Annotated in this window: 12 protein-coding genes; 5 read left to right on the top strand and 7 right to left on the bottom strand. The window is 65.0% G+C overall.

All coding sequences use genetic code 11. The annotated features are described in order from the left end of the window. Positions 1 to 11: 11 nt before the first annotated feature. The 4 genes from grxD to P0R31_RS14110 are packed head-to-tail and all read left to right on the top strand — an operon-like array spanning position 12 to position 3,487. Complete coding sequence (gene grxD / locus P0R31_RS14125) at positions 12 to 338, top strand: Grx4 family monothiol glutaredoxin (RefSeq protein WP_126260869.1); 327 nt, start codon at positions 12 to 14, stop codon at positions 336 to 338. A gap of 3 nt (positions 339 to 341) precedes the next feature. Then, entirely contained in the window at positions 342 to 896 is a 555-nt protein-coding gene (locus tag P0R31_RS14120; RefSeq protein ID WP_275514592.1) for an O-acetyl-ADP-ribose deacetylase, read from the top strand. Between the two features lie 43 nt (positions 897 to 939). Beyond that, complete coding sequence (locus P0R31_RS14115) at positions 940 to 2,226, top strand: serine hydrolase domain-containing protein (RefSeq protein ID WP_275514591.1); 1,287 nt, start codon at positions 940 to 942, stop codon at positions 2,224 to 2,226. 1 nt (position 2,227) lies between these two features. Further along, entirely contained in the window at positions 2,228 to 3,487 is a 1,260-nt protein-coding gene (locus tag P0R31_RS14110; RefSeq protein ID WP_275514590.1) for a serine hydrolase domain-containing protein, read from the top strand. 63 nt (positions 3,488 to 3,550) lie between these two features. On the opposite strand, the gene P0R31_RS14105 is transcribed toward P0R31_RS14110, so the two are convergent. The 7 genes from P0R31_RS14105 to P0R31_RS14075 form a co-directional block, all read right to left on the bottom strand. Next, complete coding sequence (locus P0R31_RS14105) at positions 3,551 to 4,618, bottom strand: threonine aldolase family protein (RefSeq protein ID WP_275514589.1); 1,068 nt, start codon at positions 4,616 to 4,618, stop codon at positions 3,551 to 3,553. 87 nt (positions 4,619 to 4,705) lie between these two features. Then, positions 4,706 to 5,323, bottom strand: coding sequence for a 30S ribosomal protein S4 (rpsD, locus tag P0R31_RS14100; protein ID WP_100231254.1), 618 nt, complete (start codon positions 5,321 to 5,323; stop codon positions 4,706 to 4,708). A gap of 223 nt (positions 5,324 to 5,546) precedes the next feature. Next, positions 5,547 to 6,314 carry an acyltransferase gene (locus P0R31_RS14095; protein WP_275514588.1) on the bottom strand — a complete coding sequence of 256 codons (768 nt, stop codon included), beginning with the start codon at positions 6,312 to 6,314 and terminating at the stop codon, positions 5,547 to 5,549. Positions 6,315 to 6,533: 219 nt separating this feature from the next. Then, entirely contained in the window at positions 6,534 to 7,307 is a 774-nt protein-coding gene (locus P0R31_RS14090; RefSeq protein ID WP_275514587.1) for an HpcH/HpaI aldolase family protein, read from the bottom strand. Positions 7,308 to 7,367: 60 nt separating this feature from the next. Then, on the bottom strand, positions 7,368 to 8,165 hold the full coding sequence (murI, locus tag P0R31_RS14085) for a glutamate racemase (RefSeq protein WP_275514586.1): 798 nt from the start codon (positions 8,163 to 8,165) through the stop codon (positions 7,368 to 7,370). Positions 8,166 to 8,352: 187 nt separating this feature from the next. Then, positions 8,353 to 9,159, bottom strand: a complete 807-nt coding sequence (locus P0R31_RS14080; protein WP_225114210.1) for a Crp/Fnr family transcriptional regulator — start codon at positions 9,157 to 9,159, stop codon at positions 8,353 to 8,355. Positions 9,160 to 9,393: 234 nt separating this feature from the next. Beyond that, the gene (locus tag P0R31_RS14075) at positions 9,394 to 10,473 is read right to left on the bottom strand and encodes a SecDF P1 head subdomain-containing protein (RefSeq protein ID WP_275514585.1); all 1,080 of its coding nucleotides are present in this window, start codon (positions 10,471 to 10,473) and stop codon (positions 9,394 to 9,396) included. A 219-nt stretch (positions 10,474 to 10,692) separates the two neighbouring features. Between P0R31_RS14075 and P0R31_RS14070 the strand changes: the two genes are divergently transcribed. After that, the gene (locus tag P0R31_RS14070; protein WP_275514584.1) at positions 10,693 to 12,600 is read left to right on the top strand and encodes an acyl-CoA synthetase; all 1,908 of its coding nucleotides are present in this window, start codon (positions 10,693 to 10,695) and stop codon (positions 12,598 to 12,600) included. Positions 12,601 to 12,645: the final 45 nt, after the last annotated feature.

The following is a 12,645-nucleotide window of genomic DNA, read 5'->3' as shown; positions in this document are numbered from 1 at the left end:
AGGACACGGATATGAGCATCGCGGAATTCATCGACAATGAAGTGAAGTCGAACGACGTGGTTCTGTTCATGAAGGGGACGCCGCAATTTCCGCAGTGCGGTTTCTCCGGCCAGGTGGTCCAGATCCTCGACCATATCGGTGTCGGCTATAAGGGCCTCAACGTTCTCGAATCCGCCGAGCTGCGCAATGGCATCAAGGAATATTCGAACTGGCCGACCATCCCGCAGCTCTACGTCAAGGGCGAGTTCGTCGGCGGCTGCGACATCGTCCGTGAGATGTTCCAGGCCGGCGAATTGCAGCAGCTCCTCTCCGAGAAGGGCGTCGTCGTCGCGGCCTGACACGTGGCCCTGCTGACGCGCCGGATTGGCGGCGCGGAGCTCGAGGTCATCGTCGCCGATATCACCACGCTCGGCGTCGACGCCATCGTCAATGCCGCGAACACGTCGCTCCTTGGCGGGGGCGGCGTGGATGGCGCGATCCACCGGGCAGCCGGGCCCGAGCTCGTCGCCGAATGCCGCATGCTCCACGGTTGCAAGACGGGCGACGCGAAGATCACCAGGGGCTATCGACTCAAGGCCGCGCATGTGATCCACACCGTCGGTCCGGTGTGGAATGGCGGCACGCTCGGCGAGGACGATCTGCTCGCCTCCTGCTACCGGCGGTCCATGGAGCTTTGCGGCAAGCACAAGCTGACCTCGGTGGCATTTCCCGCGATTTCGACCGGCATCTACCGTTTTCCTGCCGACCGGGCGGCCGATATCGCCGTGCGCACGACGATCGAAGGGCTGGCTTTGGCGCCGACCGCCGCTCGCGTCGTGTTCTGCTGCTTCTCCGAGCCGAGCGCCAGGCTTCATGCCGAGGCGCTTGCGCGACAGGGCGGCCCTTGTGCCGATTGAGCTGGTCGGTACACTCCGAGGCGCCATGTTCCGGGGAGGGGATATGATTTCACGATTTGGATTGCGTGCGCTCGCCTGCGGCGCGCTGGTGTCGCTTGCCGCGATGTCGCCGGCGCGCGCGCAGGGCACTTACGAGATTCCGGCCGGGGCGCGTTTCAATCAGGAGAAGCTCGGCCGGATCACCGAGTTCTTCAAGAACGAGGTCGCGACCGGCAAGATCGCCGGTGCAAACGTGCTGATCCAGCAGCATGGCAAGCCGGTCTATCACGAAGTCTTCGGCGTTCAGGACGTGGTCAGCAAGGCCCCGATCACGGACAAGACCATCTTCCGCCTGTTCTCGATGACCAAGGCGATCACAGCGGTGGTCGCGATGCAATTGGTCGAGGAGGGCAAGATCAAGCTGGATGATCCCGTCTCGAAATACATCCCGTCCTTCGCCAACGTGAAGGTCGGTGTCGAGAAGAAGGCCGAGGACGGCACGAAGGCGCTCGAGCTGGTGCCGCCGAAGCGGGCAATGACCGTGCACGATCTGATGACGCACACCTCGGGCATCACCTACGGCTTCTACGGCGACAGCCTGGTCCGCAAGGCCTATCGCGAGGCCAACATCTATGCCGGCGATTTCGATCTGGCCGAGTTCGCTGAACGCATCGCCAGGCTGCCGTTGCACAACCAGCCGGGCGCGCTGTGGCAATACGGCCACTCGACCGACGTATTGGCGCGTGTGATGGAGGTCGCCGCCGGCAAGCCCCTGATCGACATCATGCGCGAGAAGCTGCTCGATCCTCTCGGCATGGTCGATACCGGCTTCTTGGTCACGGACCCCGCGAAGCAGAAGCTTCTGGCCCAGCCAGTGCCGAACGATGCCGATTTCCGCGTCGGCCGCATCAATGATCCGACGGTCGTCAAGAAGATCCAGTTCGCCAGCGGCGGCATGGTCACGACCATGGCGGATTACAAGCGCTTTTCGCAGATGCTGCTCAATGGCGGCAGTCTCGACGGCAAGACCATCCTCAAGCCCGAGACGTTCAAGCTGATGGCGACCGATCAGGTCGGCCCCGGCTCCGGCGTCGAGCGCGACTATTTCTATTTCCCCGGCGACGGCTTTGGCTTCGGCCTCGGGCTTGCGGTCCGTACCGAGCCCGGCAACGCCAAGCCGCCGCCGCCCGGCAACCTCGGCGAACTCAAGTGGGACGGCGCCTCCGGCTGCTATTTCGTGATCGACCCCAAGCAGGACATGTTCTTCGTGCTGCTGGAGCAGACCCCGAGCGAGCGCCAGCGCGTGCAGCGGACGTTGAAGCAGCTGGTCTATGAAGCCATGGAGAAGTGAGATGAACGGGCGCCGCGCGCTGTTCGCGGCGCTCGTTCTTTTGTTCGGCGCCGTAACTGCGCGGGCAGGCTCGGAGGCCCGCGCGCACAGATTCACGCCCGAAGGCTTGGCAAGAGTGTCCGACTACATCAGGAACGAGATCGCGACCGGCAAATTTCCGGGGGCGATATTGCTGCTCCAGCAACACGGCAAGCCGGTCTACTGCGAGAATTTCGGCGTCCGCGACGTCGCGACCCAACTTTCGATGAGCGCGGACACGATCTTCCGCCTCTATTCGATGACCAAGCCGATCACCTCGGTGCTGGCGATGATGCTGGTCGAGGAGGGCAAGCTTGCGATCAGCGATCCCGTCTCGAAATACATTCCGGCCTTTGCCGGCATGAAGGTCGGCGTCGAGAAGAAGGCCGAGGACGACAAGGTCTCGCTGGAGCTGGAGCCGCTCAAACGCCCGGTGACGATCGAGGATTTGATGCGGCATACCGCCGGGATCCCTTACGGCTATTATGGCGGGGACATGGTGAACAAGCTCTATGCCGACGCCGGACTGTTCGACAGGAATTCGACCAATGCCGAATTCGTCGCGAAGATTACCGCGCTGCCGCTCGCCGAACAGCCCGGTACGATCTGGGACTACGGCCACTCCACCGACGTGCTCGGGCGCATCATCGAGGTGATCTCGGGGGAATCGCTGTTCGAGTTCGCGAAGACGCGGCTGCTCGACCCGCTCGGGATGAAGGACACGGCGTTTGACGTCGCCGACCCCGCCAAATGGCCGCGGATCGCCGAGCCGATGCCGCAGGATCGGGCGATCAGCCCGATCACGCAGGTTCGCGATATCAGGAAGCCGCTGCGATGGGAGTCGGGCGGCGGCGGCCTCGTCGGCACGGTCGGCGACTATGCGCGCTTCTCGCAAATGCTGCTCAACGGCGGGACGCTTGAAGGTCGACGCTACCTGAAGCCGGAAACCATCGCCTTGATGGCGTCGGATCATATCGGTCCCGAAACCCGCGTCGAGCGCGACAAGAACTACTATCCGGGTGAGACCAGCGGCTACGGCCTCGGCTTCGCCGTGCGTATCGCGGTGCCGCCGGGCACGAAATGGCCGCTCGGCGAATATCGCTGGGACGGCGTTGGCGGCACCTTCTTCTTCATCGATCCTGAAGACGATCTGTTCGGAATCTTCATGGTGCAGACCCCGTCGCAGCGCGGCCGGATCCAGCGCGAGCTGAAGACGCTGATCTATCAGGCGATGGGGCGGTAGACTCTCGCTTTGACGCGTTTTCCTTACGCGAACCGGTATCCACTTCGCTCGAAAACGCTCTGACTACGCCCCGCGCACGATCTCGCGCACGTATCCGATCGTCTCTTCGATCTGGCCCGCATTGACGTCCAGATGTGTGCAGGCGCGGATGCGGCCGTCCATCATCGCGAGCGTCACGCCGCGCTGGCGCAGCGCTGAGATCATCTTGTCGCCGGGAATGCCGGCGCCGTCGGGCTTGAAGAACACGAGATTGGTCTCGGGCTCCTGCACCTCGATGCCTGAGATCTGCGACAGGCCGCGGGCGAGCGCGCGCGCATTGGCGTGGTCGTCGGCCAGGCGCTCGACGTGATGATCGAGCGCGTAGATGCAGGCGGCGGCGCAGATGCCAGCCTGCCGCATCGAGCCGCCGAGCCGCTGCTTCCACTGCCAGACCGCGTCAATGAACGTACGAGAACCTGCGAGCACGCCGCCGATCGGTGCGCCCAGGCCCTTGGAAAAATCGATCCAGGCCGAGTCCCAGCCCGCGGTCATGTCGCGCGGCGAGATGCCGCTCGCAACGGTGGCGTTGAGCAGGCGCGCACCGTCCATATGGGTGACGAGGCCGTGCTGCCTGGCGATCGCGACGATCTCGTCGAGAACCGCCTTCTTCCAGATCGTGCCGCCGCCGATATTGGCGGTCTGCTCGACGCTGACGACGGTCTGCGGCGGCTGGTAGCGCGTGCGCGGATGCAGCGCCTTGCGAAGGGTCTCCGGCGTAAACTGGCCATCGGGGCCCTTGAGCTGGGTGACCTGGAAGCCGCCGATTGCGGCATGCGCGCCGCCTTCGCGCGCGATGATATGCGCGGTCTCATGGGCGAGGATCTCGTCGCCGGGGCGGCAATGCACCAGCGTCGCGGTGACGTTGCACATGGTGCCGGAGGGCATGTAGACCGCAGCCTCCTTGCCGAGCAGATCGGCCACACGTTCGCACAGGGCGTTCACGGTCGGATCGTCGCCGACCTGCTCGTCGCCAACCTCCGCCCGCGCCATCGCCTCGCGCATCCCCGCCGTCGGCTTGGTCTGCGTGTCCGAGAGCAGATTGATGCGCACCGGCGGCGCCTTGGGATCGATCGGGGGAGGGGTGTAGAGCATGCGACGGCTCCTAAGCAGTGCGGCCACTGAAGTGTGGCTCTTAAGCAAAAAGGCCCCGGCGAACCGGGGCCTTTCGATCTTCAGATCTTAGCGCGAATAGAATTCGACGACCAGATGCGGCTCCATCTGCACCGGGAACGGCACGTCGGAGAGGCCGGGGATGCGGGCGTACTTCGCGGTCATCTTGCCGTGGTCGACTTCGAGATAGTCGGGGACCTCGCGCTCGGGAAGCTGGCTGGCTTCGAGCACGTGGGCGAGCTGCTTGGAGGCTTCCTTGACCTCGACCACGTCGCCGACCTTGAGCTGATAGCTCGAGATGTTGACCTTGCGGCCGTTCACCTTGACGTGGCCGTGGTTGATGAACTGGCGTGCGGCAAAGATCGTGGAGACGAACTTGGCGCGATACACGACCGCGTCGAGACGACGCTCCAGCAGGCCGATCAGGTTCTCGCCGGTGTCACCCTTGAGGCGGCTCGCCTCGACATAGATACCGTGGAACTGGCGCTCGCTGATGTTGGCGTAATAGCCCTTCAGCTTCTGCTTGGCGCGGAGCTGGACGCCGAAGTCGGAGAGCTTGCCCTTGCGGCGCTGGCCATGTTGGCCGGGGCCGTACTCCCTGCGGTTGACGGGGCTCTTCGGGCGGCCCCAGATGTTCTGGCCCATACGGCGATCGATCTTGTACTTCGCCTCACTGCGCTTAGTCATCGCGTCCTCTTCAGGTCATGGTTTGAGGAAACGCGCCCTCCTGTGTGACGGGATGATCCCGGCACCGACAGGTCCGATCCCCAAAGCTTAAGGGAAGAGGACCACGGGTCGCGAAACGCTTCGCGGGCCGAAACCGGCCCGCGAGCAGGCGGCTTTTAGGGGACTTTGGGGTTGCCTGTCAAATCTTTAGCTTATCAGTCCGGGGCGTGCGACGACGGTATTCTCACGTCCTGACCACCCGGACCGGCTTTGACCCCGCCGCCCGCAATTCCGCAGCAATTTCAGTGTTCAGGACCTGTTCCAGCCGGGTCAGGACTCTCGCGATCGGGGCGGCGTCGGTGACGCGGTGGTCCCAGCGGATCACGACATGGATGGTCTGGTCCGACTCGACCAGCCCATAGCTCAGGACAAAGGGGCCCGGCGTGATCGGGTGGAGCTCGCCGCCGCCATAGGCAGCCACCGAGCTCACCCCGAAGCTGCCGAACCAATTGCCGCGCTGACGGCCGAGATTCAGACCGACGGCCCAGGACAGGCGCCGCAATGGCAGCGGCAGGCGCGTCGCCCGCATGATCTTTCGGAACATCGGGACGTCCTCGATCGGGGCCGTCTTGCCGCGTCGGATCTCCGCATCGATGGCTGCCAGCGAAAGGTCCTCGGGACCTGCGATCCGCTGCGGCAGAACGCATTCCTCGCCATCATCGACGCGCGCGATCGCGACCGTCGCCACGCTCTTGGGCAGCTCATAAAGGGCCGGCCAGGGCCATTTGACGTAAACGGTGCGCAGGATCGGCTCGTCCTTTGCAACCAGGGCGAAAGCCTTGACGAACATCGCGGCCCAGCCGGCGGGCGCGGCTGCGTCCGCACGGGCCTCCAGCAGGGGGCGGATATTGAGCGAACGGGCCAGCGAAACGAAAGGTACGCCCATCGAGGCGTGCATGAGGTCGCAGATCAGACGGCGCCGCAGCGAAATGGTCTTGGGCGTCCCGCGCATAGGCCTCCGGTTCCAAATCAAAAGATCAAAATATGTGCAGCGAGCGGGGCCCGCCCGCTCGCTCTAGCACGAACCCACCCGCTTGGGGCCGGTCGGTTCGCCGCAGCAGGCATCGCGGAAGATGAACCTCCTTAGACCAAAAAATCATCTATTTTCAATTGTTTATATCTAGATCTGGCGGTCCTGGCGGCGCCGGTCGTCATGCGTCAATCGGCTTGTTCAGCGCCTGACTCCCTCGTAGGCCGCCATGATGCCGCGCTGGAACAGCGACCAGTCGAAGCCCAGCGCGATCGCGCGGTAGCCGCGGTCGATCAGCGCGTTGGCCTGGTCGGCGGTGCGCGCCACCCCGCCGATCGGCACGCCGCTCTTGAGGATGCCGGCCTCGGCGCGCGCGATCAGGTCCAGCAATTGCGGATCGTCCATCCGGCCGCGCTTGTTGATGGAGGTGGCGAGATCGCCGGGACCGATCACCGCGACGTCGATACCGGGCGTTGCCATGATCTCGTCGATGCGATCGACCGCGTCGACGTGCTCGATCGTGATCATGCAGATCATCTCGTCGTCGGCAGAGGCCATGTAATCGGGCATCGACTGGCCCCAGCGGAACGGCGCGTGGAAGGGACCCCAGAGCCGATCGCCGCGCGGCGGGTAGCGCACGCTGCGCACCGCTTTCTCGGCATCCGCGCGGCTCGTGATCATCGGGAAGTTGATGCCGAAGGCACCGATGTCCATCGGCGCTTTCGCCAGCCACGGCTCGTTGGCGGCGATCCGCACCAGAGGCGTGCACGGCGTGCCCGTGGTCGCGGCGATCATCGCGTGGGCTTCGGTCAATCCGATCGGGCCGTGCTCGAGATCGACGATGATCCAGTCGAGCGAGCGCGCCATGATCTGCACCATCTGCACGCTCGGGATGGTCGCGATCGCACCGAAGGCGGGGCGACCCTCGCGCCAGAGCTGGCGGAGACGGTTGAGCGGCGGAGTCGGGACCGACATGGAAAACCTGCGGGACGATGGCGACGGCAAAGCCTAGCAGCGCGCCGCCCAGGCGCAAGCTCAGGCCACCGCGCGTCCGCCGAAGAACGGCGTCAGCGTGGCGCTGAGACCATGCACGCGGTTCGATGTAAAAATCATCTCGGCGCCGGACTGCGCGATGCCGCCGGTCGGCGGGCCGAGCAGGTCGGAGACGCGGCGGGCGATCGCGGGCGCCGGATCGATCCAGTCTACCCGCCAGGGCGCGAGCTTCTTCATCCGGTCGAGCAGAAGCGGGTAGTGCGTGCAGGCGAGCACCACAGTGTCGGTGCGCGCGCTCGCATCCGAGGCGTCGCCGACGAAGCAGGGAGCGAGCTCGGCGAGGATGGCTTCGTCGCTGATCGGAGCTCCGCTGAGCTCCGCTTCGGCCAGCGAAGCGAGCTCGGGCGAGCCGACCAGTGTCACCTCGCATCCTTGCGCGAAATCGCGGATCAGCGCCTTGGTGTACTCGCGCTTCACCGTGCCCTTGGTGCCGAGCACCGAAACGCGGCGGGTCCTGGACTGCGCACAGGCCGGCTTGATCGCCGGCACCGTGCCGACGAAGGCTACGGAATAGGCGGCGCGCAAGTGAGACAGGACCAGGGTGGACGCCGTGTTGCAGGCGATGACGACGAGGTCTGGACTATGCCGGCCGATCAGCTCCCCCATCAGCGGCACGACGCGGGCGATGATCTCGTCCTCGCTGTGGTGGCCATAGGGGAAGAAGGCATCGTCGGCGACGTAGACGTAATGCGCGTCGGGCCGCGCCGCCACGACCTCACGGAGCACCGTGAGCCCGCCAAGGCCGGAATCGAACACCAGGATCGTCGGAGAATTGGTCACGTCGCCACCCTAGCCCGGCATGGTTACCATTCGGTTTTTAGGGCGATTTTGCGGCGGATCCCGCAAAGACCTGGGGGCGTCTCGTGTCCCGGACGCGCTGCGTCGCCTCTCGGCGCTGCTGCGCAGAGCCGGAACCCATGCCGCACATCACGTCGTGATATGCGACCTTACCTGGGCCGCGCGGCGCTCACGCGATCCTGTTGGTGGTGGTCCCGCGCTCGGTTGCCAGCTGCTTCTGCAGGCGGTCGATGTTCTGCAACAGGCGCTGGCTGGTCAGCACCAGGAAGTAATAGCCGAACTGCGGATCCTGGAAGTAGATCTCGAGCAGCCGGTCATAGGTGATGGTCAGCACCTGGCCGTCCTCGATGCATTCGACCGTCCCCGTGCGCCGGTTGTCCGGCGTGAGGAAGCCGAGCTCGCCCATCAGCGCCCCGGGCCCGATCTCGACGTTGATCTCCTTGACCAGGAACTTGCCGGTGACGGTGAGGAACATTTCGTTGGCGGGGTCACGCATCTTGAAGAGGATGTCGCCGCGCCGGTATCTGCGCTCGGTCATGAATGGCTTGAGCCATTCGATCGACATGTCGCCTTCGGCCGCATGCCGCGCCTTCTTGACCAGCTTCAGCATCTGCCGCAGGCGCAGCGCGTTGATCGGAAGCATCAGGAGATAGAGCAGGAACGTCGCGACGTTGGCGGAGAGCGCGCCGAAGAGAGCAAAGAACGCGCAGCCGATCATGTTGGCGACGCGCAGCGGCACCATTGTCCGCATCAAGAGGGTGGCGACGAAGAAGACCGCCCCGACCACGGCGAACAGATTGGCGAGCGTGATATTGTGGACGAAGATCTCCAAGAGCCGGTTGAAGATCGCCTCGTAGGTGACGCTGTCGGGATCGAGGCCCATCTGGACCAGGATTTTCGCGATCCTGAGGTTGTCCGTGGCCGCTTCGAGGATGCGGTCGAGGATCGACGAAATGTCTGCGCTGCCGGACGGCATGGTACTAACCCCACGTAAGGCATTCAGTCCTGGTCGGCACCCGTATAGCCGAAATCGAATGACGACCGCTTGAATGACGCTTCCGGCCATCGTGCCGCAAGGGGCAAATTTTAGCCTGATCGGGCGTTTCGGCAATTGCCCGTTGGTTGCGTGCCTGGCCGCAAGCGGCCGTGATTCGGGCAGCCTTGCGGGTTTCGGCGCCGCGGACCAGGAGGCGGCGGGAGCGGCCGTCGCTTACGGCTTGGTGGCGGGCTGCACGACCTGCTGTTCGACCAGGCCAAGGCGGCCCGGCAGCGAGCCGGCGCGCATCAGCATGGCGACGCTGTTGGCCTCTTCCATGGTGAAATTGCCGGAAATCTGCCCTGAGCCGCCGGTGATGGGCTCGCGGATCACGGGAGCGGAGATCACCTTGTCGTCGAGCACGATGGCAAAAGGCTTTCCGACGTTCTCTGCCGTGATGTGGGCGAAGCGCCGCGTGCCGCGGCCGTTGAAGCGGAACGATGCGATCGGCTCCTTGCTGTCGCCGGTCAATCCCGGGCCGGCATAGCTGATATCGCCGCCCTCGAGCGCGCTGTCCTTGGCGACGAGATAAGGAAGCTTGTCCTTGAAGCCGAGCAGGACTTCCGTGCCCGCCGGCGGCGTGCCCGATTGCGCCTGCTCTGCGGACATCGAGAGGTCGATCAAGCGGAAGCCGACCTTGACCTTCCTGGCGAAGATCGCGGTGATTTGCTCGGGCTCCATCAATCCAGGCAGGAAGATGCGGATACGGTCCGTCCCCTCGGGCTGGACGCTGGCGAGCTTGACGCCGGCGTCCTTGAGGCGTTGCTCGATCATGGCGATGGAATCTTCGACGAGATCGCGCAGCCGCGCGGCGGATGCGGCATCGGTCGGCGCGAGCCTGAGCAGCCCGTCGCCGGCGTCGGTGACGTTGAGCGCGTGTGTCGGCAACCCCTCCGCCGCCGCGGCGAGCTTGCGCGTGAGCTGTTCGCGGCCTTTGGCGTCAGCGATCTTCACGTCGACGCCCCCGTCGCGGATCGCAAGTCCGGAGAACGCGATGCGGCCCTCGCGCAGGGTCTTGTAGACGTCGTCGCGCACATCCGTGACGACCGCCGCCCGCAAGGCATCGGTGTCCACCCTGTAGACGATACGCGATCCGCCCAGCTTCTCCATCTTGTCGGCAATGAAGGCCGCGACCTTAACGCGAACCTTATCGAGCTGGCTGTCGGCAAGCGAGGCACCGGGCAGGGCGATCGCGGATACCATTGTGAACGCAGCGACCAGCCGCGTGATCCGGTTCCGCAGGGGCGTCGTCATGATGACCTCTTGTCTTGCGGCAGGACGCTGGCGAGTGAAGTGGCAGTTCTTGGTCCCCGGATCAGGCGCAGAGGTTCAAGCGCCCTTTCGGGGCAATGGACGAAAGCCAAATCATCCACCATTGTATGTGTGCTCGGCCGGCCATCGGCCGAAGTCCCGCCGAACCAAAACGTCAAAAGATATTGGGCGGGGACATGCATCTGAGGGAGGACGGAATTCATGGCGGGCATCCACGCGCTCGATCGGTTGATTGGCAACGACTATCCGGAACTGTTGACGGACGAGGAGGTCCGGGCATTCGAGCAGGTCCCCTACGCCGACCGCGTCGCGGCCGAGAGCACCTATGACGCCATCAGGCTTGGTGCCGAACGCAATCCCGACGGGGCGGCGATCCAGTTCCTGCAAAATGCCGATCCCGCCGACACGCCGCTGGTCGTCACGCACCGAGATTTCATCGCGCGCGTCACCCAGGCCGCCAACATGTTTCACGCGCTCGGCGCCGAGAAGGGCGACGTCATCAGCTTCATGCTGCCCTTGGTGCCGGATGCATTCGTCACTCTGTTCGGCGCCGAGGCCGCCGGCATCGCCAACCCGGTCAATCCGCTGCTCGAGCCGCACCAGATCGCCGAAATCCTGGAAGCTGCGAACACCAAGATCCTGGTGGCGCTCGGGCCGATGCCGGGCACCGACATCTGGCAGAAGGTGGAGCAGCTCCGCCCGCAGCTGAAGCATCTGAAAGCCATCGTGCAGGTGTTCGGCGGCGGCGATCCGGCCAATGGCATCTTCGCCTTCAGCGACCTGATCAAGCAGCAGCCGTCGGATCGGCTCGTCAGCGGACGCAAGATTCGCGGCAGCGACATCGCCGCCTATTTCCACACCGGCGGCACCACGGGCACGCCGAAGCTGGTGCGGCACACCCATGCCAACCAGGTCTACCAGGCCTGGGCGCTCAATCTGCTGCTGAAGGGCAAGCCCGGCGCCAATCTGCTGTTCGGCATGCCGCTGTTTCACGTCGGTGGATCGCTGACACAGGTGCTGACGACTTTGTCGGGCGGAGGCTCGCTGGTCGTGCTGTCGCCGAGCGGCTGGCGCAACCCGAATGCGGTGAAGAACATCTGGCAACTGGTCGCGCGCTTCAAGCCCGAAGCGCTGTCGAGCGTGCCGACCGTGCTCGCAGCGACGCTCGCGGTGCCGCCGGGGAATGCGGATATCTCGAGCCTGAAATATGCGGCCGGCGGCGGCTCGGCGATTCCGGTCGCGGTCGGCTCGGCGATTCAGGAGAAGCTGAAGCTGCCGGTGGTCGAGGTCTACGGCATGACCGAGACCTCGAGCGTGCACACGCTCGCTTATCCTGGCCGGCCGATCCGGCTCGGCTCGGTCGGCCTTCCCATGCCCTATGCGCGGGTGCGCATAGTGCAGCTCGACGCCGATGGCCGCCTGATCCGCGACTGCAAGCCGGACGAGATCGGCGTCGTCATCATGGCCGGGCCCGGCGTGTTCGGCGGCTATCTCAACGACGAGCACAACAAAGGTGCCTTCATCGACGGGGTCTGGGTCAATTCCGGCGATCTCGGCCGGCTCGATGCCGACGGCTATCTGTGGATCACCGGCCGCGCCAAGGATCTCGTGATCCGCGGCGGCCACAACATCGATCCGGCACCGATCGAGGAGATCATGTTCCGCCATCCCGCCGTCGGCTTCGCCGCGGTAGTCGGCCAGCCCGATGCTTACGCCGGCGAATTGCCGGTAGGCTACGTGCAGTTGAAGCCCGGCGCAAAGGTCGAGCCGGGCGAGCTGGAAGCCTGGGTGCGCGAACGCACGCCGGAACGCGCCGCCGTCCCGGTGCAGGTCATCCCGATCGATCCGATGCCGGTGACGGGCGTCGGCAAGGTGTTCAAGCCGCAGCTGCGCTGGGACGCGGCGCAGCGCGTGTTCACCAAGGTGCTGGCGCCGTTGGTCGAGCGCGGCATCGATTGCAAGGTGAAGGTCGGCCCGCATGGCAGCCACGGCTCGATCGCGACCGTGACGCTGACGGGCCTGCCGGCAGGGCAGCGCGAAGCGGTGGAGGGGGAGGTGCACGCACTGCTCGCACCCTTCGTGATGCGCCACGAGGTGGTGCACGGGTAGGTGTAATGGCACGTCGGATCGACCAAGCTCGCGCCGCGTGTGAGG

Source organism: Bradyrhizobium yuanmingense, assembly GCF_029167105.1.
GTDB lineage: Bacteria > Pseudomonadota > Alphaproteobacteria > Rhizobiales > Xanthobacteraceae > Bradyrhizobium > Bradyrhizobium yuanmingense_A.
Note: the sequence above shows the minus strand (reverse complement) of the source record. Positions and strands in the feature narration are given on the sequence as shown.

Bases quoted from the DNA above. Each gene is read 5' to 3' on its own strand.
- grxD (WP_126260869.1), top strand. From the start codon at position 12: ATGAGCATCGCGGAATTCATCGACAATGAAGTGAAGTCGAACGACGTG.
- P0R31_RS14115 (WP_275514591.1), top strand. From the start codon at position 940: ATGATTTCACGATTTGGATTGCGTGCGCTCGCCTGCGGCGCGCTGGTG.
- P0R31_RS14110 (WP_275514590.1), top strand. From the start codon at position 2,228: ATGAACGGGCGCCGCGCGCTGTTCGCGGCGCTCGTTCTTTTGTTCGGC.
- P0R31_RS14105 (WP_275514589.1), bottom strand. From the start codon at position 4,618: ATGCTCTACACCCCTCCCCCGATCGATCCCAAGGCGCCGCCGGTGCGC.
- rpsD (WP_100231254.1), bottom strand. From the start codon at position 5,323: ATGACTAAGCGCAGTGAGGCGAAGTACAAGATCGATCGCCGTATGGGC.
- P0R31_RS14095 (WP_275514588.1), bottom strand. From the start codon at position 6,314: ATGCGCGGGACGCCCAAGACCATTTCGCTGCGGCGCCGTCTGATCTGC.
- P0R31_RS14090 (WP_275514587.1), bottom strand. From the start codon at position 7,307: ATGTCGGTCCCGACTCCGCCGCTCAACCGTCTCCGCCAGCTCTGGCGC.
- P0R31_RS14080 (WP_225114210.1), bottom strand. From the start codon at position 9,159: ATGCCGTCCGGCAGCGCAGACATTTCGTCGATCCTCGACCGCATCCTC.
- P0R31_RS14075 (WP_275514585.1), bottom strand. From the start codon at position 10,473: ATGACGACGCCCCTGCGGAACCGGATCACGCGGCTGGTCGCTGCGTTC.
- P0R31_RS14070 (WP_275514584.1), top strand. From the start codon at position 10,693: ATGGCGGGCATCCACGCGCTCGATCGGTTGATTGGCAACGACTATCCG.